General features: G+C 60.5%; 24 protein-coding genes. 21 read left to right on the forward strand and 3 right to left on the reverse strand.

Annotated elements, in window-relative coordinates; translation table 11 throughout:
• Positions 1–38: 38 nt before the first annotated feature.
• The gene (locus tag E4L98_RS07025; protein WP_135200851.1) at positions 39–749 is read right to left on the reverse strand and encodes a 5'-methylthioadenosine/adenosylhomocysteine nucleosidase; all 711 of its coding nucleotides are present in this window, start codon (positions 747–749) and stop codon (positions 39–41) included.
• 386 nt (positions 750–1,135) lie between these two features.
• Positions 1,136–1,537: a diguanylate cyclase domain-containing protein gene (locus tag E4L98_RS07030; protein WP_229257292.1), complete on the reverse strand. Its 402-nt coding sequence runs from the start codon at positions 1,535–1,537 to the stop codon at positions 1,136–1,138.
• A gap of 403 nt (positions 1,538–1,940) precedes the next feature.
• On the opposite strand from E4L98_RS07030, the gene E4L98_RS07035 reads away from it, so the two are divergent.
• The 7 genes from E4L98_RS07035 to E4L98_RS07065 all read left to right on the forward strand — a co-directional run bounded on the left by E4L98_RS07035 (position 1,941) and on the right by E4L98_RS07065 (position 10,365).
• The gene (locus tag E4L98_RS07035; RefSeq protein ID WP_135200852.1) at positions 1,941–3,563 is read left to right on the forward strand and encodes a GMC family oxidoreductase; all 1,623 of its coding nucleotides are present in this window, start codon (positions 1,941–1,943) and stop codon (positions 3,561–3,563) included.
• Between the two features lie 106 nt (positions 3,564–3,669).
• Positions 3,670–4,440, forward strand: a complete 771-nt coding sequence (locus E4L98_RS07040) for an ABC transporter ATP-binding protein (protein WP_135200853.1) — start codon at positions 3,670–3,672, stop codon at positions 4,438–4,440.
• Positions 4,440–5,147 carry an ABC transporter ATP-binding protein gene (locus tag E4L98_RS07045; RefSeq protein WP_135200854.1) on the forward strand — a complete coding sequence of 236 codons (708 nt, stop codon included), beginning with the start codon at positions 4,440–4,442 and terminating at the stop codon, positions 5,145–5,147. The genes E4L98_RS07040 and E4L98_RS07045 overlap by 1 nt, the downstream gene beginning before the upstream one ends.
• 24 nt (positions 5,148–5,171) lie before the next feature.
• Positions 5,172–6,368, forward strand: a complete 1,197-nt coding sequence (locus E4L98_RS07050) for an ABC transporter substrate-binding protein (protein ID WP_135200855.1) — start codon at positions 5,172–5,174, stop codon at positions 6,366–6,368.
• A 68-nt stretch (positions 6,369–6,436) separates the two neighbouring features.
• On the forward strand, positions 6,437–7,321 hold the full coding sequence (locus E4L98_RS07055) for a branched-chain amino acid ABC transporter permease (RefSeq protein ID WP_135200856.1): 885 nt from the start codon (positions 6,437–6,439) through the stop codon (positions 7,319–7,321).
• Between the two features lies 1 nt (position 7,322).
• Complete coding sequence (locus tag E4L98_RS07060) at positions 7,323–8,297, forward strand: branched-chain amino acid ABC transporter permease (RefSeq protein WP_135200857.1); 975 nt, start codon at positions 7,323–7,325, stop codon at positions 8,295–8,297.
• 7 nt (positions 8,298–8,304) lie between these two features.
• Positions 8,305–10,365 (forward strand): 3-hydroxybutyrate oligomer hydrolase family protein, encoded by a 2,061-nt coding sequence (locus E4L98_RS07065; protein WP_135200858.1) that lies wholly within the window; start codon positions 8,305–8,307, stop codon positions 10,363–10,365.
• Here the strand turns inward: E4L98_RS07065 and E4L98_RS07070 are convergent.
• Positions 10,362–11,528 carry an iron-containing alcohol dehydrogenase gene (locus E4L98_RS07070; protein ID WP_135200944.1) on the reverse strand — a complete coding sequence of 389 codons (1,167 nt, stop codon included), beginning with the start codon at positions 11,526–11,528 and terminating at the stop codon, positions 10,362–10,364. The genes E4L98_RS07065 and E4L98_RS07070 overlap by 4 nt on opposite strands.
• A 121-nt stretch (positions 11,529–11,649) precedes the next feature.
• On the opposite strand from E4L98_RS07070, the gene E4L98_RS07075 reads away from it, so the two are divergent.
• From E4L98_RS07075 to E4L98_RS07140, 14 genes are all read left to right on the forward strand, one after another.
• Entirely contained in the window at positions 11,650–12,414 is a 765-nt protein-coding gene (locus E4L98_RS07075; protein WP_135200859.1) for a sulfite exporter TauE/SafE family protein, read from the forward strand.
• A 162-nt stretch (positions 12,415–12,576) separates the two neighbouring features.
• Entirely contained in the window at positions 12,577–14,505 is a 1,929-nt protein-coding gene (gene mnmG, locus E4L98_RS07080) for a tRNA uridine-5-carboxymethylaminomethyl(34) synthesis enzyme MnmG (RefSeq protein WP_135200860.1), read from the forward strand.
• Positions 14,502–15,152 carry a 16S rRNA (guanine(527)-N(7))-methyltransferase RsmG gene (gene rsmG / locus E4L98_RS07085; RefSeq protein WP_135200861.1) on the forward strand — a complete coding sequence of 217 codons (651 nt, stop codon included), beginning with the start codon at positions 14,502–14,504 and terminating at the stop codon, positions 15,150–15,152. The genes mnmG and rsmG overlap by 4 nt, the downstream gene beginning before the upstream one ends.
• 102 nt (positions 15,153–15,254) lie before the next feature.
• Positions 15,255–16,025, forward strand: a complete 771-nt coding sequence (locus E4L98_RS07090) for a ParA family protein (protein ID WP_135200862.1) — start codon at positions 15,255–15,257, stop codon at positions 16,023–16,025.
• An 8-nt stretch (positions 16,026–16,033) separates the two neighbouring features.
• Positions 16,034–16,903, forward strand: coding sequence for a ParB/RepB/Spo0J family partition protein (locus tag E4L98_RS07095; protein WP_135200863.1), 870 nt, complete (start codon positions 16,034–16,036; stop codon positions 16,901–16,903).
• A 245-nt stretch (positions 16,904–17,148) separates the two neighbouring features.
• The gene (locus tag E4L98_RS07100) at positions 17,149–17,514 is read left to right on the forward strand and encodes an ATP synthase subunit I (protein WP_135200864.1); all 366 of its coding nucleotides are present in this window, start codon (positions 17,149–17,151) and stop codon (positions 17,512–17,514) included.
• A gap of 21 nt (positions 17,515–17,535) precedes the next feature.
• Entirely contained in the window at positions 17,536–18,330 is a 795-nt protein-coding gene (gene atpB / locus E4L98_RS07105) for a F0F1 ATP synthase subunit A (RefSeq protein WP_135200865.1), read from the forward strand.
• A gap of 60 nt (positions 18,331–18,390) precedes the next feature.
• Positions 18,391–18,669 carry a F0F1 ATP synthase subunit C gene (gene atpE, locus E4L98_RS07110; protein WP_135200866.1) on the forward strand — a complete coding sequence of 93 codons (279 nt, stop codon included), beginning with the start codon at positions 18,391–18,393 and terminating at the stop codon, positions 18,667–18,669.
• Positions 18,670–18,711: 42 nt separating this feature from the next.
• Entirely contained in the window at positions 18,712–19,182 is a 471-nt protein-coding gene (locus E4L98_RS07115; protein WP_135200867.1) for a F0F1 ATP synthase subunit B, read from the forward strand.
• Between the two features lie 2 nt (positions 19,183–19,184).
• Positions 19,185–19,730: a F0F1 ATP synthase subunit delta gene (locus E4L98_RS07120; protein ID WP_135200868.1), complete on the forward strand. Its 546-nt coding sequence runs from the start codon at positions 19,185–19,187 to the stop codon at positions 19,728–19,730.
• A 78-nt stretch (positions 19,731–19,808) separates the two neighbouring features.
• On the forward strand, positions 19,809–21,350 hold the full coding sequence (gene atpA / locus E4L98_RS07125) for a F0F1 ATP synthase subunit alpha (protein ID WP_135200869.1): 1,542 nt from the start codon (positions 19,809–19,811) through the stop codon (positions 21,348–21,350).
• A gap of 55 nt (positions 21,351–21,405) precedes the next feature.
• Positions 21,406–22,281 carry a F0F1 ATP synthase subunit gamma gene (gene atpG, locus E4L98_RS07130; protein WP_135200870.1) on the forward strand — a complete coding sequence of 292 codons (876 nt, stop codon included), beginning with the start codon at positions 21,406–21,408 and terminating at the stop codon, positions 22,279–22,281.
• Positions 22,282–22,313: 32 nt separating this feature from the next.
• A complete protein-coding gene (atpD, locus tag E4L98_RS07135) occupies positions 22,314–23,714 on the forward strand; it encodes a F0F1 ATP synthase subunit beta (protein ID WP_135200871.1) in 1,401 nt (466 codons plus the stop codon).
• A gap of 57 nt (positions 23,715–23,771) precedes the next feature.
• Positions 23,772–24,200, forward strand: coding sequence for a F0F1 ATP synthase subunit epsilon (locus E4L98_RS07140; RefSeq protein ID WP_135200872.1), 429 nt, complete (start codon positions 23,772–23,774; stop codon positions 24,198–24,200).
• Positions 24,201–24,203: the final 3 nt, after the last annotated feature.

Consider the following 24,203-nt stretch of genomic DNA (forward strand, 5'->3'; position numbering starts at 1 on the left):
GGTCAGGGCCGACATTCGGACATTTGATCGGTTGCGAATCAATATCCGAATGTCGGCTCTGACCCCGACTTGCAGAAGTTGTAAATCACTTCGAAGGCGTAGCGCGAGGCTACGGTTTTGATGAAGTGCATGAAATCCACCGCCGCATCGTCGTTGGCGTTGTCCGAGATCGTTCTGATCACTGCAAACGGTATTCCCAGCTCGAAACACACCTGGGCCACTGCCGCTCCTTCCATTTCCACTGCCAATACTGACGGTATGGCTGCTTTCAGGGCTTGAATCTGGCCGGGTTTGCCTATGAACTGGTCGCCGCTGGCGATCAGGCCGCGATGTACGCGCGTAACCGGCGCCGCGGCAGCGGCCAGTCTGTCAGTCAGATGGACGTCGGTGGCGAATTGCGACAGGCCGGTCAACGGGATTTCAAATCGCGGAAACAGCGGGCTGGCATCGAAGTCGTGCTGGATCAGCTGTTCCGCCACCACGATGTCGCCAACGGTGACGTTTTTATCGCCGCTTCCCGCCACGCCGGTGAAGACGATGTGCGTAACTCCGAACTTCTCCACAAGGATTGCCGCCGTCATGGCGGCGGCAACCTTGCCTATACGCGATAAAACACACACAGCGTCGATTTCCCACAGCTTTCCGGCCGTGTACTCCCTCATCCCATAAAAGTGCTTAAAAGGGCTCTCAAGGGCTTCTATGAGGCCGTGCTGTTCTTCAGCCAGGGCGCTGATGATGCCTAAACGCATGTTTTTTCTTTCTGAGCTGTGGAGAGCTACGCATTTTTCCACAACGCGTAGCGAAAAAAACTGAATTCTAAGGCGTTTTTAGGTGTGCAGATCGCTTTCAGATGCCAAGCAGGGCTGTATTTTCGTCTGCGGATTCGCAGAATGCGCGGTATTAGTTGTTTACAAAAGCTTTATATAAACATAGTGGTAGTAGTAAACGTGTAAGTTGCTGTGGATAAGTCGTGTATACGTTTACAAATCATTTGTTTACGGCGTAAACAAGGTGCTGAATAAGCGCTGTATCAGTTCAGGAATAAATTCTGGATAAAAATAGAGCCTGTGGCCAATCGAGTGGTTTGATCACATCCCATCCTGTGGATATCCAATCACTTATTCACAGGAGCGGACTAATTTTCAGCGGTTTTGGCCACTTTGGGCGGTTTGGCGTAGTAGTTGTAGTGATTCCGGCCATCTTGTTTGGCGGAATACATCGCCTGGTCGGCGTGTTTCATCAGCGTATCGGCGTCGCCACCGGCATCCGGGTCGAGCGCGATGCCGATACTGCCCAAAATATGGGCGGTGTCATCGCCAGGGGAGTAATTGCGGTCTGCGTAGGATGTGCCCAACACATCGGTTCGGCTGGAGGCCGCCAACGCAATCTCTTTGGCATCGATAAACATCAACGACAGTACATGCGCTTCCATCGGCCTCACATAGTGTTCGGTCTGGGTTTTGGCGGACAGTTCGCGTTCGACGTAGGAGCTGCGGAATTGGCTGACCACGACCGTGATGGCAATTGCCGCGATCAAAAAAAGGCCGGTGAGCAGGTGTAGCCGAAAGCGCAGATAAGCCGGCGACCAAGTTTTTCCTGTGCGGAGGACGAAAGGACTCCGGGCGGTTTGTTTGTCATTTCAGTATGTCGGGTTTCAAGGGGGGCCAGCCGGTGACGCCTGAGGTTTTTAGGGTTAAGGTTTACGCTAAAGATGAATATAAAAATAGTGATAGTTGTTAACACCGACACTTTTCTGTGGATAAGTAGCCATTTGAACGTAAAATCAGGTGTTTACGGGATGCATAAGCGGGCGCGTAAACCTTGTACTGGGACAGGGACGGTTTTTGGATAAAAAAACGGGTCCAAAAAAATCCACGGTTTACGCACATTCGATACCTGTGGATATGCATAGACTTATCCACAGCACCTGGGGGGCTTTTTTGGAATCAGCAGGCAGCTATGACTACATCATCATCGGCGCAGGTTCCGCAGGCTGCGTCCTCGCCAACCGGCTCAGTGCCGATCCCAATCTGGAAATTCTGCTGATCGAAGCCGGCGGGCGAGACGATTACGTCTGGATCCATATTCCTGTCGGCTATCTGCACTGCATCGACAATCCGCGCACCGACTGGAAATTCCGCACCGAAGCCGATCCCGGCCTTGGCGGCCGCAGCCTGCTATACCCGCGTGGCAAGGTGCTGGGCGGGAGTTCTTCCATCAACGGCATGATTTACATGCGTGGCCAGGCCGGCGATTACGACCGCTGGGCCGAACTGACCGGCGATGCCAGCTGGCGCTGGGAGTCGGTGCTGCCGCTGTTCAAAAAGAGCGAAGATTATTACGGCGGTCCGTCGGAATTTCACGGCGCCGGTGGTTTGTGGCGCGTGGAAAAACAGCGTTTATCGTGGCAGATACTGGATGCGTTCCGCGACGCGGCGGAGCAGGTCGGCATACGTAAAACCGATGATTTCAACCGCGGCGACAACGCCGGTTGCGGCTATTTCGACGTCAACCAGAAACGCGGCATCCGCTGGAATACGGCCAAGGCGTTTCTGCGGCCGGCGTCGAAACGGCCGAATCTGACCATCATGACCGGCTGCCATGTGGAACGCCTGCAAATTGGAGCGGGCGAAAACGGACCGGCGTGCAGCGGCGTGATTTTTACCGGCGGCGGCACGCAATATTCCGCCAGCGCCAGCAAGGAAACCCTGGTGGCGGCCGGTGCCATCGGGACGCCGCAGATTTTGCAATGCTCGGGCATCGGCCCGGCGGAGCGGCTGCATCAGCTCGGCATTCGGCCGCTGGTCGACCTGCCCGGCGTGGGCGAAAACCTGCAAGACCATTTGCAGCTGCGCATGGTCTACAAGCTGGGCAAGAATGCGCGCACCTTGAATACGATGGCTGCCAGCTGGTTCGGCAAGATGCGTATCGGGCTCGAGTATGCGATGTTCCAGAGCGGGCCGATGTCGATGGCGCCCTCGCAGCTGGGCGCGTTTGCGAAGTCGAATGGCGCCGAGCGCACGCCGAACCTGCAATATCACGTGCAGCCGCTGTCGCTGGAAAAGTTCGGCGATCCGTTGCACACGTTTCCCGCCTTTACGGCCAGCGTGTGCAATCTGCGGCCGACCTCGCGCGGCCACGTGCGCATCGCCAGCGCCGATCCATATGCGCCGCCGAAGATCGCGCCGATGTATCTGAGCACGGCGCAAGACCGTAAAACCGCCGCCGAGGCGCTGCAGCTGACCCGTCGCATCGTCGCCGCGCCGGCCATGCAAGCGTTTGCGCCGGAAGAGTTCAAGCCCGGCAGCCAATACCGCAGCGACGAGGAACTGGCCGCGGCCGCCGGCGCCATCGGCACCACGATTTTTCACCCGGTGGGCACCTGCCGCATGGGGCGCGCCGACGATCCTGGCGCGGTGGTCGATGGCCAGCTGCGTGTCAAGGGCGTGGCCGGGTTGCGTGTCGTGGATGCGTCCGTCATGCCGTTCATCACGTCCGGCAACACCAACTCGCCGACCATCATGATCGCGGAAAAAGCAGCCCAACTAATCCGCGCTGTTTGAATCCAGATCAAAAAATAGCCGTATTTATACTGTATTGTTAGCTAATTTGTTACTGTGTATGATGAGATAAAAATTAGTAGTTTGAAAAGAATAACAGGGAGACAGGATGTCCGACGTTATCTTGGAAACGAAGCATCTGACCAAGGAATTCAAGGGTTTTACCGCGGTCAACGATGTGAATCTCACGGTGCAGCGCGGCCATATCCACGCGCTGATCGGGCCCAATGGGGCCGGAAAAACCACATGCTTTAACCTGCTCACCAAGTTTCTGGTGCCGACTTCCGGCCAGATTCTGTTCAACGGCAGGGATATCACGCCGGCGCGGCCGGCACAGATCGCGCGCATGGGCGTGATCCGTTCGTTTCAGATTTCCGCCGTGTTTCCGCACCTGACAGTGTTGCAGAATGTCCGCATCGGCCTGCAGCGCCAGCTGGGCACCAGTTTCTTCTTCTGGCAGAGCGAACGGGCGCTGGACCGCCTCAACGAGCGTGCCATGCAGCTGCTGGCCGAGGTCGATCTGGCCGGCTTTGCCGACACCATCACGGTCGACATGCCCTACGGCCGCAAGCGCGCGCTGGAAATCGCCACCACGCTGGCGATGGAACCGGAGCTGATGCTGCTCGATGAGCCGACCCAGGGCATGGGCCACGAAGACGTGCACCGCGTCACCGAGCTGATCAAAAAAGTCTCGGCCGGCCGCACGATATTGATGGTAGAACACAATATGAAGGTGGTGTCCGGCATTTGCGACAGGATATCGGTCCTGCAGCGCGGCGCCATGCTGGCCGAGGGCACGTATGCGGAAGTGTCGCGCAACCCGCAGGTGATGGAAGCGTACATGGGCACCGAAGCCTCCGAGCTGGAAGGAGCGCACTGATGGCTGCCGCGCTCGACATCGCCAATCTGCAAGCCTGGTATGGCGAATCGCACATCCTGCACAACGTCAACATGTCGGTGCAGCCGGGCGAGGTGGTGACGCTGCTGGGACGCAACGGCGCCGGCCGCACCACCACCTTGCGCGCGATCATGGGCCTGACCGGTACGCGCAAGGGTTCGATCAAGGTCAACGGCGCAGAGGCGATCGGCCTGCCGACGCACCGCATCGCCCACCTCGGCATCGGCTATTGCCCGGAAGAGCGGGGGATTTTTTCCTCGCTGTCGACCGAGGAAAACCTGATGTTGCCGCCGCAGTTGAACGGCAGCGGCAAGGGCATGTCGGTGGCGGAAATCTACAGCATGTTTCCGAATCTGGAAGAACGCCGGCACAGCCAGGGCACGCGGCTGTCCGGCGGCGAGCAGCAGATGCTGGCGGTGGCGCGCATCCTGCGCACCGGCGCGCGCCTGCTGCTGCTGGACGAAATCTCGGAAGGGCTGGCGCCGGTGATCGTGCAGGGTCTGGCGCGCATGATCACCACGCTGAAATCCAAGGGCTACACCATCGTCATGGTGGAACAGAATTTCCGGTTTGCCGCACCGCTGGCCGACCGGTTTTATGTGATGGAACACGGTCAGATTGTGGAGACCTTTGTTGCATCGGAATTGAACGCCAAGATGCCGGTGTTGAACGAGCTTCTGGGTGTTTGAGCAACCATGGAAGGGAGACAAAAAATGAAAATCAAAGCCATCACTCTCGCAGCGGCCGTGTGCGCGTCGTTCTCTGCCCAGGCGCAGATTTCCGGCGATACGGTCAAGATCGGTTTCATCACCGACATGTCGGGCCTATATACGGATATCGATGGCGCCGGCGGCGCCGAGGCCATCAAGATGGCGATCGCCGATGCGGGCGGCAACATCAATGGCAAGAAGATCGAATTCGTGTCGGCCGACCATCAGAACAAGGCCGACATCGCCGCCTCCAAGGCGCGCGAATGGTTCGACCAGCAGGGCGTCGACATGCTGATCGGCGGCACCAATTCCGGCGCCAACCTGGCCATGGCCAAGGTGGCGGCCGAAAAGAAAAAAATCTTCATCTCCATCGGCGCCGGCTCGGCACGGCTGACCAACGAGGAATGCACACCGTACACGGTGCATTACGCTTACGACACCATCGCCCTGGCGCGCGGCACCGGCGGCGCGATCGTCAAGCAGGGCGGCAAGAACTGGTATTTCATGACCGCCGATTATGCCTTCGGCCAGTCGCTGGAAAAGGATACGGCGGACCTGGTGAAGACCTCCGGCGGCAAGGTGCTGGGGGCGGTCAAGCATCCGTTGTCGGCGTCGGATTTTTCGTCTTTCCTGCTGCAGGCGCAGTCGTCGGGCGCGCAGATCCTGGGCCTGGCCAATGCCGGCGGCGACGCGATCAATTCGATCAAGGCGGCCAACGAGTTCGGCATCACCAAGAAGATGAAGCTGGCCGGGCTGCTTATCTTCATCAATGACGTGCATTCGCTGGGCCTGAATCTGACCCAGGGCATGTACCTGACCGACGGCTGGTACTGGGACACCAATCCGGAAACGCGCGCCTGGTCCAAGCGCTACTTCGAAAAAATGAAGAAGGAGCCGTCAATGCTGCAGGCGGCGGATTTTTCGGCGGCGTCGAATTATCTGAAAGCGGTGAAGGCGGTCGGCACCGACGATTCGGACAAGGTGATGGCTTACCTGAAGGCGAACAAGATCAACGACATGTTCGCCAGGAATGGCGTGATCCGTCCCGACGGCCGCATGGTGCACGACATGTATCTGATGGAGGTGAAGAAGCCGTCCGAGTCGAAATATCCATGGGATTACTACAAGCTGGTGGCCACCATCCCCGGCGATCAGGCATACGCCACCAAGGCGGAAACCAAGTGCAGCCTGTGGAAATAAGCCGAGTTGCAAGCTGAGTTATCCCCGCCTTTCGGGCGGGGTCATCGATCTCTGAATAACGGATTCCCATGGAAATCTTTGGCGTTCCCATGCCCGCGATGATGAGCCAGCTGCTGCTGGGTCTGGTCAACGGTTCGTTTTACGCGATGTTGTCGCTGGGCCTGGCGGTGATTTTCGGCCTGCTGAATGTGATCAATTTTTCCCACGGCGCGCTGTACATGATGGGCGCCTTCCTGGCCTGGATGGGCATCGAGTATTGGGGCCTGAATTACTGGGTCATGCTGGTGCTGGCGCCGCTGCTGGTCGGCGTGTTCGGGGTCATCGTCGAAAAGACCATGCTGCGCCATCTGTACAAGCTGGACCACCTGTACGGCCTGCTGCTGACCTTCGGCATCACGCTGCTGGTGGAGGGCGTGTTCCGCTCGTTCTACGGCGTCTCCGGCCAGCCGTTCCAGGTGCCGGACGCGCTGGCCGGCGCCACCGACCTCGGCTTCATGGTGATGCCGAATTACCGCGCCTGGGTGGTGGTGGCGTCGCTGGTGGTGTGTCTATCGACCTGGTTCGTGATCGAGAAAACCAAGCTCGGCTCGTATCTGCGCGCCGGCACCGAGAATCCCAAGCTGGTTGAAGCGTTCGGCATCAACGTGCCGCTGATGGTGACGCTGACCTATGGCTTCGGCGTCGCTTTGGCGGGCTTTGCAGGGGTGCTGGCGGCGCCGATCATCCAGGTGCAACCCCTGATGGGGCAGAACCTGATTATCGTCGTGTTCGCCGTTGTGGTGATCGGCGGCATGGGGTCCATCATGGGCTCGATCCTGACCGGGCTGGGGCTGGGCGTGATCGAGGGGCTGACCAAGGTGTTCTACCCGGAGTTTTCCTCGACCGTGGTGTTCCTGGTCATGGTGGTGGTTCTGCTGCTGCGCCCGGCAGGTTTGTTCGGCAAGGAAAAATGAGATGAACAAAAAAATCGGTTACCTGATTGCGTTTGCCATTGCTGTCGCCGCGCCGTTTGTCGGCTATCCGGTGTTCCTGTCCAAGCTGCTGTGCTTCGCCTTGTTCGCCTGCGCGTTCAATCTGCTGATCGGGTTCACCGGTTTGCTGTCGTTCGGCCACGCGGCGTTTTTCGGCATGGCCGGCTATGTTGCCGGCAATGCGATCAAGGTGTGGGGCTTGCCGGTCGAGCTGGGGATGCTGAGCGGGGTCGCCGCCGGCGCGCTGGTCGGGCTGGTGATGGGCGCGCTGGCGATACGCCGACAGGGCATTTATTTTTCCATGATCACGCTGGCATTGGCGCAGATGGTGTATTTCGGCGCGCTGCGGGCAGGGGAGTTCACCGGCGGCGAAGATGGGCTGCAAGGCGTTCCACGTGGAAAACTGCTGGGCGTTATCGATCTGGGCAGCGACCTCAATCTGTATTTCTTTGTGCTGGGCATCTGTGTGTTGGCCTTCATGCTGATCGTGCGCACCGTGCATTCGCCGTTCGGGCAGGTGCTGAAGGCGATCAAGGAGAACGAACCGCGCGCGGTGTCGCTGGGCTATGACGTCGACAAGTACAAGCTGCTGGCCTTCGTGCTGTCGGCCGCGCTGTCGGGGCTGGCGGGCGCCAGCAAGACGCTGGTGCTGGGCTTTGAAACGCTGACCGATGTCCACTGGACCATGTCCGGCCTGGTGATCCTGATGACGCTGGTGGGCGGCATGGGCACGCTGGCCGGGCCCATGCTGGGCGCCATCCTCATCATCGCGCTGGAAAACAAGCTGGGCGATTGGGGCGCGCTGCTGGCGCGGCTGAGCGGTATCGAATGGTTCAACACCATCGGCGAAGCGGTCAACATGGTGGTGGGGCTGATCTTCATTGTTTGTGTGCTGTCGTTCCGGCGCGGGATCATCGGCGAGTTCATTGCCCTGGCCGGAAAACGAAAACCCGTGTGAGGAGCGTATGCAAATTAAAACCGTTGTGCTGGCGCTGGCCGGCGTCACCCTTTCCGCCTGCGGCTCGGACCATCGCGAGGACCAGCTGGAAAATCTGAACGCGAAGCCGGCTTATCTCGGCGCCATCACCGCCAATACCTACGACGGCGTCAGCGACGATCTGCTGACCGCTGGGCTGGGCAAGACCGGGCTGGCCGGCGCCGCGCCGGCGTATGCCGACCCCGTCAATCCCACCGCCGCCGAACTGCGGCGTAACGCGATCTACGCCAATTATCGCGCGGTGCTGGATATTTCGGCCAACAGCGGCTACGGCAGCCTGTACGGCCCCAACGTCGACGCCAAGGGCGTGGCCGGCACGGGCGAGGGCAGGATCGGCGGCACGGAATATATCGCCTATTCAGACGATGGCAGCGGCACGCAGAATGTGACCTTGCTGGTGCAGGTGCCGACCGGGTTCGACGCGAAAAATCCCTGCATCGTCACCGGCACCTCGAGCGGTTCGCGCGGGATCTACGGCGCCATCGGCAGCGCCGGCGAATGGGGGCTGAAAAATAACTGCGCGGTGGCCTATGCCGACAAGGGCAGCGGCACCGGCCTGTACACGTTCGACGACGACAGCGTGAACCTGCAGAACGGTGTGCGGGCCACGCGCACGGCGGCCGGCAAGAACGCCAGCTTCGCGCCAGCGCTCGGCGATGCCGAACGGGCGGCGTTCGCCGCGGCTTCGCCGGGGCGCATCGCATTCAAGCATGCGCATTCGCAGCAGAATCCTGAAAAGGACTGGGGCAAGTACACGTTGCAGGCGGTGGAATTTGCCATGTACGTGCTCAACGAAAAGTACGGCACCCTGGCCAAGGACAACAAGAGCCACATCGTGATGTTCACGCCGCAGAACACGATCACCATCGCCTCCAGCATTTCCAACGGCGCCGGCGCGGCGCTGCTGGCGGCCGAGCAGGATACCAAGGGATTGATTTCCGGCGTGGCCGCGACGGAGCCGCAGGTCCAGCCCAAGAGCGCCACCGGCTACACAGTGCGCCAGGGCGCCGCGGTGGTGAGCGGGCAGGGCAAGCCGCTGTTCGATTATTCGACGTTTGCCGCGCTGTATCAGCCCTGTCTTGCCGAGACGGCGGCCGCGCCGGGACGCTGCACGGCGCTGGCCAGCAAGGGCCTGCTGAACGGTACCGATCTGGCCTCGCGGCAGAACGACGCCAAGGCGCGCCTCAAAGCCTATGGCTGGCTGGCCGATTCCGATGTATTGCAGGCGGCGCATGCGGGCACCAATATCCTCGTCGCCGTGACCTACGCTTATGCCTACGGTAAGTTTTCCGTGACCGACAAGGTGTGCGGTTTCAGCTTCGCGTCGACTGACGCGACCGGCGCACCGATCGCGTTCACGGCAGCGCAGAAGGCGTCCAGCTTTGCCACGCAGAACGGCATCGTCGGCAATGTGGTGTACGAGGATTCAGTCGGCGGCGCCCGGGTGTACAACCTGGGGGTATCGCCGAGCACGCAGTTGGCGGATCAGTCGCTCGATGGTTTCCTCTGCCTGCGCTCGCTGGCGACCGGGGTGGATGCCGTGACCGGCGCGGCGCTGACCGGCACGCTGGCGGCGCAAAGCGCCCGTGTCCGCGCCGGCATGGCGGAGGTGGCGGCGACGGGCAATCTGAAGGGCAAACCGGCCATCATCGTGCAGGGACGCAGCGATACCCTGATCCCGGTGAACTTTGCTTCACGCGCCTATGCCGGGCTGAATGCCTCGGTGGAGGGCAGCACCAGCAAGCTGCGTTATATCGAGGTGACCAACGCCAACCACTTCGATTCGTTCACCAACGCGCTGCCGGCCAACGTGGTGCCGCTGCACGTGTATCTGTTCCGCGCGCTGGATGCGATGCTGGCCAACCTGCGCAACGCGACGCCGTTGCCGCCGTCGCAGGTGGTCAGGACGGTGACGCGGGCCGATAACACCGTGCCCATCACGGCCGCCAATGTGCCGCCGTTCACCGCGTCGCCGGCCAACAACAACACGATTACCGTCAGCGGCACGACGGTCTCGGTACCGGATTAAAGCGCCGCCGCGTAGATCGCCCGCGCATCGCCCCTGGTGACGGTGCGCGGGTTATTCCCCAACAGACGGGTTTGCAGCATGGCTTCGTCGGCCAGCCGATCCAGGTCCGTTTCCCTGATGCCCACCTGCTGCAGCGTTCTTTCGATCCCCGTCACGGTAGCGATTTGTTGCATCGCAACAGCCAAGGCCTCGGCCCGCGCTTCCTGTGAGCCGGTGGCGGCCGGTACCACGATCTCCGCCAATTCCGCATACAGGTGCGCCGCTGCGGGCGCGTTGAAGCGCAATACATGGGGCAGCACCAGCGAGTTCGACAATCCATGTGGCACGTGGAACACACCGCCGATCGGGTAGGCGAGGGCGTGCACGGCCGCAACCGGCGCGTTGGCAAATGCCTGCCCGGCCAGCATGGCGCCCAGCAGCATGGCCTGACGCGCCGGCAGGTTGCGGCCGTTTTCGCAGACATGGATCAGATTGGATGACAACAGCTTCAGCGCCTGGCGCGCCAGCATGTCCGACAACGGATTCTTTTTGTGTCTGCTGGTGTAGGCTTCGATCGCGTGGACCATGGCGTCGATGCCGGTGGCAGCGGTGACGGTCGCCGGCAAGCCGATGGTCAGCTCGGCGTCCAGCAATGCCATATCGGCATAGAGTTGCGGCGCGACCACGCCCATTTTTGTGGTGGCGCCGGTGGTGACGATGGCGATGTTGGTGACTTCGGAGCCGGTGCCGGCCGTGGTCGGAATCTGCACCAGCGGCAGACGCTTGCCCTTCACATTGCCGATGCCGTAAATATCGGCGATAGGCTGATCGCTATTGGCCAGGATGGCAATCAGCTTGGCCACATCCATGGAACTGCCGCCGCCCAGGCCGATAATGATGTCGGCGCGAAAGGCGCGCGCTGCGCCCACCGCTTCCATCACCACCAATTCCGGCGGATCGGCCACCACCTGTGAATAGATATCCACCGCGATGCCTGTCGTGCGCAGACTCTCTGCGGAGATTTCCGGTAGGCCGGTCCGCAGGAAGCCTGGATCGGTCACGAGCAGGGCGCGGCGGATGCCCGGAAAGTGCTGCGCCACGTGTTCGCCCAGTCGGCTGGCGGCGCCCGGTTCGGACACAATATGGGGAACGGTGCTGAAACTGAAGGCCGGAAAATCAGTCATGATGGCATCCGCTGAATGGTAGGGTTCAGCTGCAAGCTTACCCCAACCATGCGCCATCGGCATCAACTAGCGCAGATTTCTTCCGTACAATGGAGCCTTTGCTCGTTGAGGATGCAGGGTCATGGTGGATTTTCTGGTGTTGGGGGTGGCCGCGTTTGGCGCCGGTCTGGTCGATGCGGTGGTGGGCGGGGGAGGCCTGATCCAGCTGCCGACCATGTTCACGGTGTTCCCCAATATGGCGCCGGCCACGCTGATCGGCACCAACAAGCTGGCCAGCATCTTCGGCACCAGCGTGGCTGCGGTAAGCTATGCACGGCGTGTTGCCATCGCCTGGTCGGTAGCGACGCCGGCGGCGCTGGCGGCGCTGGTGTTCGCCTTCCTCGGCGCCTATACCGTGACCCATGTATCGGCCGACTTCATGCGTACCGCGCTGCCGGTGGTGCTGCTGCTGGTAGCCATCTACACGTTTGCCAGGAAGGATTTCGGCAGCGTTCACGCGCCCATCCATTCGGGCGCCAGGGAACAGTCGCTGGCGCTGGTCGTCGGCGCGGCCATTGGTTTCTATGACGGCTTTTTTGGTCCGGGCACCGGTAGCTTCCTGGTGTTCCTGTTCGTACGCGTGTTCGGCTTCGACTTCCTCGGCGCATCGGCGGTGGCCAAGATCGTCAACGTGGCGTGCAACTTCGCCGGCCTGATCTGGTTCGGTTATAGCGGCCACCTGATCTGGCAGCTGGGCCTGACCATGGCTGTGTGCCAGATCGCCGGCTCGCTGATCGGCTCGCGGCTGGCGATGAAGCACGGCAGCGGCTTTGTGCGCAAGCTGTTCCTGGTGGTGGTCTCGGTGCTGATCCTGAAGACCGGACACGATGCATGGTTGCGGTGGTGATACTGTTTCACGTGGAACAAAGTTGGGAAAAAGGGACACTTGCAGTGTCCCTTTTTCATTGTTTCACGTGGAACACTACAACAATATTTTTGCCTAAAAAAGTCGCAGCTGCAAAAAAACTCTATAATTTGACCTTGATCCCTTCGCTTTAAATTTTCCACCATGCTATTCCCTACGAAATTCGACGTCATCGTTGTCGGCGGTGGTCACGCCGGTACCGAGGCCGCGCTTGCTTCAGCCCGTATGGGGCAGAAGACCTTGCTGCTTACCCACAACATCGAGACGCTGGGCCAGATGTCGTGCAACCCATCCATCGGCGGTATCGGCAAAGGCCATCTGGTCAAGGAAGTCGATGCCCTGGGCGGCGCCATGGCGATCGCCACCGATGAATCGGGCATCCAGTTCCGCATCCTGAATTCCTCCAAGGGGCCCGCCGTGCGCGCCACCCGCGCCCAGGCCGACCGCATTCTGTACAAGGCCGCGATCCGTTCGCGCCTGGAAAACCAGCCCAATCTGTGGCTGTTCCAGCAGGCCGTGGACGACCTGATGATCGAGGGCGAGCGCGTAGTCGGCGCCGTGACCCAGATCGGCCTGAAGTTCCTGGCGCCGGCCGTGGTGCTGACCGCCGGTACTTTCCTCGACGGCAAAATCCACGTCGGCCTGCAGAATTTTTCGGCCGGCCGTGCCGGCGATCCGCCGGCGATTTCACTGTCGGCACGTCTGAAAGAACTGAAGCTGCCGCAAGGCCGCCTGAAGACCGGTACGCCGCCGCGCATCGACGGCCGCAGCATCGACTTCACCCAGATGACCGAACAGCCTGGCGATCTGGACCCGGTGCCGGTGTTCTCGGTGATGGGCAATGCCGCCATGCACCCGCAGCAGATGCCGTGCTGGGTGACCCACACCAACCAGCAAACCCACGACATCATCCGTGGCGGCCTGGACCGTAGCCCGATGTACACCGGCGTGATCGAGGGTGTCGGCCCGCGCTATTGCCCGTCAATCGAGGACAAGATCCACCGCTTTTCGTCCAAGGAATCGCACCAGATTTTCCTGGAACCGGAAGGCCTGACCACGCACGAATTCTATCCAAACGGCATCTCCACCAGCCTGCCGTTCGACGTGCAAATCGAGCTGGTACGATCGATGAAGGGCCTGGAAAACGCCCACATCCTGCGTCCCGGCTATGCCATCGAATATGACTATTTCGACCCGCGCGGGCTGAAAGCGTCGCTGGAAACCAAGGCCATCAATGGCCTGTTCTTTGCCGGCCAGATCAACGGCACCACCGGCTACGAGGAAGCGGCGGCGCAGGGCCTGCTGGCCGGCGTCAACGCCGCGTTGCAGACACAGGGCCGTGACGCCTGGACCCCGGCGCGTTCGGAAGCTTATCTGGGCGTGATGGTGGACGACCTGGTGACCCAGGGTGTGATGGAACCGTACCGCATGTTCACCAGCCGCGCCGAGTACCGTCTGAGCCTGCGCGAAGACAACGCCGACATGCGCCTGACCGAGATCGGCCGCAAGCTGGGCGTGGTCGGCGATGCGCAGTGGGAAGCCTTCGACCGCAAGCGCGAGGCGGTGGCGCAGGAACTGGAGCGCCTGCGTTCCACGTGGGTGAATCCGCGCATCCTGGAGGCGGCCGAGTCCGAACGTGTGATCGGCCAGGCGATCGAACGCGAGTATTCGCTGGCCGATCTGCTGCGCCGTCCGGGTGTGGAATATGACAAGCTGATGAGCATGACCGGCGCCGATGGCCGCGAGCTGGCCGGCCCCGGTGTGACCGATGCGGCCGTCAAGGAACAGATCGAAATTCAGCTCAAGTATTCGGGTTATATCGACCGCCAGCTGCGCGAGGTGGAGCGTCACGAGCACTACGAAAACCTCAAGCTGCCGGAAAACTACAACTACCTGGACATCACCGCGTTGTCGGTGGAGGTGCGCCAGAAGCTGCATGCCCAGCGCCCGGAAACCCTGGGCCAGGCATCGCGTATTTCGGGTGTGACGCCGGCGGCAATTTCGCTGCTGCTGGTACACCTGAAGAAGGCCGGTTTCGGCGGTTTTGCAGGTCAGAAAGATGAGGCAGCATGAAGGTGTATGACCGCGCCGTCGTAGCGGATGTTTTGAAAAAAGGCATCAAGCAGCTGTCGTTGGAGCTGAGCGAGGCACAGGTGGAACAGTTGCTGGACTACCTGGCCCTGCTGAACAAATGGAATTCGGTGTACAACCTGACCTCGGTGCGCGATCCGCTGGAGATGGTCAAGCTGCACCTGTTGGACTCGCTGGCGGCGGTAGCGGCGTTTGCCGGCGCTGCCAACGTGCTGGACGTGGGGGCGGGCGGAGGATTACCGGGCATGGTGCTGGCGATCAGCCGTCCGGACATGAAAGTGGCCATGATCGACACGGTGCACAAGAAAACCGCCTTCCTCAATCAGGTGAAGGCGGAGCTGGTACTGGGCAACGTGACGGTGTACACCAAGAAAGTGCAGGAGCTGGAAGTGAAGACGAAATTCGACGTCATCACTTCGCGGGCCTTCGCGGACCTGTCGGACTTCGTCAACTGGTCCGGGCACCTGCTGGCCGAGGGCGGACAATTCATCGCCCTCAAAGGCACGGCGCCGGCGGAGGAGCGCGAGCGACTGCCAGCACCATGGAAAGTGCAGAAACTGGAACCGCTGCAAGTACCAGGACTGGATGCGGAACGCCACCTGGTCTTCATCAAGGAAGAAACCGTATAAACGATTTATACGATATAAATGTTTTATACCGTATAAACAGTATAAACCGTTTATATCGTTTATACTGTATAAATCAAAAGCAACGACAAACATAAGAAATACATGGCAAAAATTTTTTGCGTAGCAAATCAAAAGGGCGGCGTAGGCAAAACCACCACCACCGTTAATCTCGCCGCCGGTCTGGCAAAACTGGACCAGCGCGTGCTGCTGGTCGACCTGGACCCGCAAGGCAACGCCACCATGGGCGCGGGCATCAACAAGGCAGGGCTGAAGGCGTCGACCTACGAGGTGATGCTGGGCAGCGCCGACGTGGCCACCGCGCGCCAGCGTTCCGAGCCCGGCCACTTCGACGTGCTGCCATCCAACCGCGAGCTGGCCGGCGCGGAAGTGGAGATGGTGGAGCTGGACAACCGCGAGCGCCGCCTGAAGGAAGCCCTGGCCCTGGTCGACAAGGAATACGACTTCATCCTGATCGACTGTCCGCCGGCGCTGTCGATGCTGACGCTGAACGGCCTGTGCGCCGCGCATGGGGTGATCATCCCGATGCAGTGCGAGTACTACGCGCTGGAAGGGCTGTCCGACCTGGTCAACACCATCAAGAAGGTACACGCCAACCTGAATCCGGATCTGAAGATCATCGGCTTGCTGCGCGTGATGTTCGATCCGCGCATGACGCTGTCGCAGCAGGTGTCGGCCCAGCTGGAACAGCACTTCGGCGACAAAGTCTTCAAGACCATCATCCCGCGCAACGTGCGCCTGGCCGAAGCGCCATCCTACGGCGTGCCGGGCGTGACCTTCGATCCGTCGTCCAAGGGCGCGCAGGCGTACATCGCCTTTGGCGCCGAGATGGTCAAGCGCATCAAGAAAATGTAAGGCAGATCATGGCAACCAAAAAACTCAAAGGCCTGGGTCGCGGCCTGGACGCGCTGCTCGGCGGCGACGGCGACCTCAGCACGGCGGACGCCAACACCCCGTCCGAACTGAACGTGAAACAAATGCAGGCCGGCAAGTATCAGCCGCGTACCCGCATGGACGAGGGCGGTTTGCAGGAACTGGCCGCCTCGATCAAGACTCAGGGCATCATGCAACCGATCCTGGTGCGGCCGATCGGCAAGGACAAGTACGAAATCATCGCCGGCGAACGCCGTTTCCGTGCCGCCCAGCTGGCCGGACTGGAAATGTTGCCGGTGCTGGTGCGTGACGTCGACGACCAAGCCGCCGCCGCGATGGCGCTGATCGAGAACATCCAGCGCGAAGACTTGAACCCTCTTGAAGAAGCGCAAGGCATCCATAGATTGATCACCGACTTCAGCTTCACCCACGAACAGGCGGCCAACGCCGTCGGCCGTTCGCGCAGCGCGGTGTCCAACCTGCTGCGTCTGATGAACCTGGCGTCGCCGGTGCAAACCATGCTGATGGCCGGCGATATCGACATGGGCCATGCGCGCGCGCTGCTGGCGGTCGACGCCGCCACCCAGATCAACCTCGCCAACATGGTGGTGGCGAAACGGCTATCGGTGCGCGAAACCGAGAAACTGGTCAGCAAAACCATCGAAGATCTGAAATCGTCGCCGAAAGAGGCGCGCCTCAAGGAAAAGTCGGGCGACATCGTGCGGCTGGAAGAAGAACTGTCCGACACGCTGGCCACCCCGGTGATGTTCAAGATGGGCGCCAAGGGTCGTGGCCAGCTGATCATCGACTTTGCCGACCTCGACATCCTCGACGGCGTGCTGGCCCGCCTGCGTACTTGACAGTCGGGGTCAGAGCCGACATTCGGACATTGAATCGCGCGCGACCCAAGGTCCGAATGTCGGCTCTGACCCCGATCTGCGAAGTGGGGCCAACTTGGTGCAAAAAAAGCGGAAAAGTTTCTAAAAGCGTCTCATTCGTGCACTAAACGCTCTGGTGCGGTGCAGCATGTTTGACGTGATACATGAAGACACATATAATCACGCGGCTTTGGGGTTTAATCGGCTGATTTAAAGGAGGCTCGCAGATGAATGATTCGACGAGCATCGCCCGGCCGGTGTTCCGAGTCGTCGCCCTCCAATGTGCCATCGCCGTTGGATTCGCCTTGCTCGCCTGGAATCTCGGCGGAGTACAAAAAGCTTGGTCGGCCGCCTATGGCGGAGCAATCGCAGTCATCGGGAGTCTGGTGTATGCGATTTTTGTTGCGGGCGGAGCAAATGACGCCAAAAAAGCCTTTCGCGCGCATGTGCGCGGAGAAGTAACGAAGATTTTTATCACGGTAGTGCTGTTCGCGTTGGCACTAACGTTGTTTCAGTCGGCCTCATGGTTATGGCTGATCTTGGGTTTCGCGGCGACGACCTGCGCTTACTGGTTGGCGCTGCTCGCAATTTAATCACCAAAATCTTATATTTTTATGACCACTGAACACGCAGGGCACGAAGCGCCCACCAATATCGAATATATTCAGCACCACCTTAGCCACCTGAAATCGGCCGACGGCATGTATAACCTGGACACGTTCTGGGTTTCCGCCATTCTGGGCCTGGTGTTCCTCGGCGTCTTCTGGCTGGCCTCGCGCCGCGCCACCGCCGGCGTGCCGGGCAAGCTGCAGAACTTCGTCGAAGCGACCATGGAAATCGTCAACGACGTGGTCAATTCGGCGTTCCACGCCAAGAGCAAGGTGATCGCGCCGCTGGCCATCACCATCTTCTGCTGGGTCTGGCTGATGAACGCCATGGACTTCCTGCCGGTCGACCTGCTGCCGAAAATCCTGAGCTTCTTCGGCGTCCACAAGCTGCGCGTCGTGCCGACCGCCGACGTCAACCACACTTTCGGCATGTCGTTCGGCGTCATGCTGTGCATTATTGGTTTCTCGATCAAAGCCAAAGGTCTCGGCGGCTGGGGTAAGGAGCTGCTGACCGCGCCGTTCCACGCGCATGGCTTCATGGCCATCATCCTGGCGCCGGTCAACTTCATCTTCCAGATGATCGAGTTGCTGGCCAAGCCACTGTCGCTGTCGCTGCGTTTGTTCGGCAATATGTACGCCGGCGAACTGCTGTTCATTCTGATCGCTCTGCTGCCTTGGTGGGCGCAGTGGCTGCTCGGTGGTCCGTGGGTGATCTTCCACATTCTGGTGGTGACCCTGCAAGCGTTTGTGTTCATGGCGCTGACGGTTGTGTATCTGGCCATCGCGGTTGAGAAGCACTAAGCAATTCGTTTTTAACTTTTTAGTATCTGTAGTCTTTTTTAAATCTTAGGAGAAATTTCAATGCAAGCTCTGATCGCACAAGTACAAAGCATGACCGTTCTGGCCGCCGCTATCATCATCGGCCTGGCCGCCATCGGCACCGCTCTGGGTTTCGCCATTCTGGGCGGTAAATTCCTGGAAGCCTCGGCCCGCCAGCCAGAACTGATGCCACAACTGCAGACCAAGCTGTTCGTTATCGCCGGTCTGCTGGACGCGATCTCGATGATTGGCGTGGGTGTTGCTCTGCTGTACACCTTCAGCAACCCATTCCTGGCTGCCGTTCTGTCCGCTGCTCAGTAATTCGCTCCACCCTGGGAGAAACTTTTAGTTAGGAGCAAAGGTATGGACATCAATATGTCTCTCATCGGCCAGATGATCACCTTCGCGGTGTTGGTCTGGGTGTCGATGAAGTTCGTATTTCCATCGCTGAACGCAGCGCTGGATGAGCGTGCCAAGCGCATCGCCGATGGTCTGGCCGCTGCCGACCAAGGCCAGCAAGCTATGGTGGTCGCCGAGAAGCGCGCCGCCGAAGCGCTGTCGGGTGCACGCGAAGAAGCTACGCAACGCGTTGCCGACGCTGAAAAGCGCGCGCAGCTGGTGGCGGAAGAAATCAAAGCGCATGCACAAGCCGAAGCCGAGCGCATCGTCGCGCAAGCCAAGGCCGAAGCCGAGCAGCAACTGGCCAAGGCGCGCGAAGCGCTGCGCGCTCAGGTGGCTGACCTGGCTGTGAAGGGCGCCGAGCAAATCCTCAAGCGCGAAGTCAACGCCTCGGCCCACGCCGATCTGTTGTCGCGCCTGTCTGTCGAGCTGTAATCATGGCAGAAAACGCAACCGTCGCCCGTCCCTACGCGGAAGCTCTGTTCCGCGTAGCCCAAGCAGGTAAGGAATCGTTCAACCTCGCGGCGTGGTCCGAGCTGGTGGCCGAACTGGCCCAGATCGGCGCCCACCCCGAGGTGCAAGCATTCGCCCGCAACCCGAAAGCGTCGGCCAGCGACATCGTCGCCGCGTTCAAGGCCCTGGTGAAATCGCCGCTGAACAAGGAAGCCGATAACTTCCTGTCCATGCTGGTTGAGAATGGCCGTATCAGTCTGCTGCCGGAAATCGGCGCGCAATTCCAGGCGTTGAAGAACGCCGGCGAAGGTGCGGCGGACGCGGTCATCACCAGCGCCTTCGACCTGACGCCCGCCCAGGTGAGCGAGCTGGTCGCCACGCTGGAAAAGAAGTTCAGCCGCAAGCTGAACCCAGTGGTGAGCGTCGATCCAGCGCTGATCGGCGGTGTGCGCGTGGTCGTCGGCGACGAAGTGCTGGACACTTCGGTGCGCGCCAAGCTGCAGCAAATGCGTGTTGCACTGGTCGCTTGAGTTAACCCTCGGCGGCCTGCTTAGAGAACAGATTCTTCATCTCGCGCAAGCTGAGAGAAACCCTATTTAGGAGTTAGTATGCAACTCAACCCATCTGAAATCAGCGAGCTGATCAAGAGCCGTATCGAAGGCCTTGATGGTGGCGCTGAAGTCCGTAACCAAGGCACGGTGATTTCCGTGGCCGACGGCATCGTCCGCATCCACGGCCTGTCCGAAGTGATGCAGGGCGAGATGCTGGAATTCCCCGGCAACACCTTCGGTCTGGCGATGAACCTGGAGCGCGACTCGGTCGGCGCCGTGATCCTGGGTGCTTACGAGCACATCTCGGAAGGCGACACCGTCAAGTGCACCGGCCGCATCCTGGAAGTGCCGGTCGGTCCGGAACTGCGTGGCCGCGTGGTCAACGCCCTGGGCCAGCCGATCGACGGCAAGGGCCCGGTCACCACCGCGCTGACCTCGCCGATCGAAAAGATCGCGCCGGGCGTGATCGCGCGTGAATCCGTGTCGCAGCCGATGCAGACCGGCCTGAAGTCGATCGACGCCATGGTGCCGATCGGCCGTGGCCAGCGTGAGCTGATCATTGGCGACCGTCAGACCGGCAAGTCGGCGGTGGCGGTGGACGCCATCATCAACCAAAAAGGCCAGGGCATGACGTGTATCTACGTCGCCATCGGTCAAAAAGCCTCGACCATCAAGAACATCGTGCGCTCGCTGGAAGAGCACGGCGCGCTGGAGTACACCATCGTGGTGGCCGCCTCGGCGTCGGAATCGGCGGCGATGCAGTACATCTCGGCCTACTCGGGCTGCACCATGGGCGAATACTTCCGCGACCGCGGCGAAGACGCGCTGATCGTCTACGATGACCTGTCGAAGCAAGCCGTTGCTTACCGTCAGATCTCGCTGCTGCTGCGCCGTCCGCCGGGCCGCGAAGCGTATCCGGGCGACGTGTTCTACCTGCACTCGCGTCTGCTGGAGCGCGCCGCGCGCGTCAACGCCGACTACGTCGAAGCGTTCACCAAGGGCGAAGTCAAAGGCAAGACCGGCTCGCTGACCGCGCTGCCGATCATCGAAACCCAGGCGGGCGACGTCTCGGCCTTCGTGCCGACCAACGTGATTTCGATTACCGACGGCCAGATCTTCCTGGAAACCTCGCTGTTCAACTCGGGCATCCGTCCGGCGATCAACGCCGGTATCTCGGTGTCGCGTGTGGGTGGTGCGGCGCAGACCAAGGTCATCAAGAACCTGTCCGGCGGTATCCGTACCGACCTGGCGCAGTACCGTGAACTGGCCGCGTTCGCGCAGTTCGCCTCGGACCTGGACGAATCGACCCGCAAGCAGCTGGACCGCGGCGCGCGCGTGACCGAACTGCTGAAGCAGAAGCAGTACTCGCCACTGTCGATCTCGCTGATGGCCGCCTCGCTGTTCGCCGTGAACAAGGGCTACCTGGACGACGTCGAAGTCAAGAAAGTGCTGCCGTTCGAAGCCGGCCTGCACGCTTACCTGAAGACCAAACAAGCCGATCTGCTGGCCAAGATTGAATCGTCGAAGCAACTGGACAAGGACGGCGAAGCTGCGCTGGCCGCCGCCATTGCCGACTTCAAGAAATCCGGCGCATTTTAATGGCTTGGCGCTCCCCCTTGCGGGAGCGCCTTCAGCGCAGAAGGAGTAAGGACTCATGGCAGTAGGCAAAGAGATACGTGGCAAGATCAAAAGCGTAGAAAATACGAAGAAGATCACCAAGGCGATGGAAATGGTCGCCGCATCGAAAATGCGCAAGGCGCAGGATCGCATGCGCGCCGCCCGTCCCTACAGTGAGAAGGTTCGTAACATCGCCGCCAATCTGGCCAACGCAAATCCAGAATACACGCACCCGTTCCTGGCCGACGAAGCCAAGGATGCGGCCAAGGCGATTGGTTTCATCGTGGTCACGACCGACAAGGGTCTGTGCGGCGGCATGAACACCAATATCCTGCGTCTGGTGACCAACAAGTCGCGTGAGCTGGAAGCCGCCGGCAACAAGATTGCCGCAGTGGCGATCGGCAACAAGGGTTTGGGTTTCCTCAACCGCGTCGGCGTGCCGGTGGTTGCGCAAGTGACCCAGATCGGCGACACCCCGCACCTGGAAAAACTGATCGGCCCGGTCAAAGTCATGCTGGAGAAATTCCAGAACGGCGAGGTCGACGCGGTTTACCTGTGCTACACCAAGTTCATCAACACGATGAAGCAGGAGCCAGTGGTGGAACAACTGCTGCCGCTGCCTGCCGCGAAGAAGCAGGCCGATGCCGGTAATCACAACTGGGATTACATCTACGAGCCAGACGCGGCCACCGTGATCGATGAACTGCTGGAGCGCTACGTGGAAGCGCTGGTGTACCAGTCGGTGGCGGAAAACCTGGCGTCCGAGCAATCGGCGCGGATGGTGGCGATGAAGGCGGCCAGCGACAACGCGGGTAACGTGATCGGCGAACTGAAGCTGATCTACAACAAGACCCGTCAGGCTGCGATTACCAAAGAACTCTCCGAAATCGTCGCCGGTGCGGCTGCGGTTTAAGAACGAAATTACTTATATTTGAAGGAACGAACATGGCTGATGGCAAAATCGTTCAGTGTATCGGCGCGGTGGTGGACGTGGAGTTTCCACGTGACGCAATGCCCAAGGTATTCGATGCCTTGAAGATGGAAGGCTCCGAGCTGACTCTGGAAGTACAACAACAATTGGGCGACGGCGTGGTCCGTACGATTGCTCTGGGTTCGTCGGACGGTCTGCGTCGCGGCATGAACATCCAGAACACCGGCAAGCCGATCATGGTGCCGGTGGGTCCCGCGACCCTGGGCCGCATCATGGACGTGCTGGGCAACCCGATCGACGAATGCGGCCCGGTTTCGCACGACCAGATCGCCTCGATCCACCGCACCCCGCCTGCCTACGACGAGCTGTCGCCATCGCAGGATCTGCTGGAAACCGGCATCAAGGTGATCGACCTGGTGTGCCCGTTCGCCAAGGGCGGTAAAGTCGGCCTGTTCGGCGGCGCCGGCGTGGGCAAGACCGTGAACATGATGGAACTGATCAACAACATCGCTAAAGCGCACTCGGGTCTGTCCGTGTTCGCCGGTGTTGGCGAGCGTACCCGTGAAGGTAACGACTTCTACCACGAAATGGCCGACGCCAAAGTGGTGGATCTGGAAAACCCGGCCAACTCGAAAGTGGCCATGGTCTACGGCCAGATGAACGAACCGCCAGGCAACCGTCTGCGCGTGGCGCTGACCGGCCTGACCATCGCGGAATCGTTCCGTGACGAAGGCAAGGACGTGCTGTTCTTCGTGGACAACATCTACCGCTTCACCCTGGCCGGTACCGAAGTGTCGGCACTGCTGGGCCGTATGCCTTCCGCCGTGGGCTACCAGCCTACCCTGGCCGAGGAAATGGGCCGTCTGCAGGAGCGCATCACCTCCACCAAGACCGGTTCGATCACCTCGATCCAGGCCGTGTACGTGCCAGCGGATGACTTGACCGACCCGTCGCCAGCCACCACCTTCGGCCACCTGGATTCGACCGTGGTGCTGTCGCGTGACATCGCCTCGCTGGGTATCTACCCGGCGGTGGACCCGCTGGACTCGACCTCGCGTCAGCTGGATCCGCTGGTGGTCGGTCAGGAACACTACGAGACCGCGCGCGCCGTGCAGGGCACCCTGCAGCGCTACAAGGAACTGCGCGACATCATCGCGATTCTGGGCATGGACGAACTGGCGCCGGAAGACAAGCTGACCGTGGCGCGCGCGCGTAAGATGCAGCGTTTCCTGTCGCAGCCATTCCACGTCGCGGAAGTGTTCACCGGCGCGCCTGGCAAGTACGTGTCGCTGAAGGACACCATCAAGGGCTTCAAGATGATCGCCTCGGGCGAACTGGATCACCTGCCAGAGCAAGCGTTCTACATGGTCGGCACGATCGAAGAAGCCATCGAGAAAGCCAAGAAACTCAACTAATGGTTGAGTCGTTCGATCCCGCTGTGAGGCGGGATCGTTCCACCCGATAGGACACACATGGCAAACACTATTCACGTTGACGTGGTTTCTGCTGAAGAGCAGATCTACTCGGGCGAAGCCGAGTTCGTCGCGTTGCCGGGCGAGCAGGGCGAGCTGGGGATCTATCCCAAGCACACCCCGCTGATCACCCGCATCCGTCCGGGCGCGGTGCGCATCCAGGTGCCGGGCCAGGCCGAAGAGGAATTCGTCTTCGTCGCCGGCGGTCTGCTGGAAGTGCAGCCGAACGCCGTGACGGTGCTGGCGGACACCGCGATCCGCGGCAAGGATCTGGACGAAGCCAAGGCGACGGCGGCGAAGAAGCGCGCCGAAGAAGCCCTGGCCAACAACAGCTCCGGCATCGACTACGCGAAAGCGCAAGCCGAACTGGCGGCGGCCATCGGCCAGCTGGCGGCGATCGCCAAGCTGCGTCAGGTAGCAAAGCACTAAGCA

The organism is Duganella callida (assembly GCF_004614165.1).
GTDB classification, from domain to species: Bacteria; Pseudomonadota; Gammaproteobacteria; order Burkholderiales; family Burkholderiaceae_D; genus Rugamonas; species Rugamonas callida.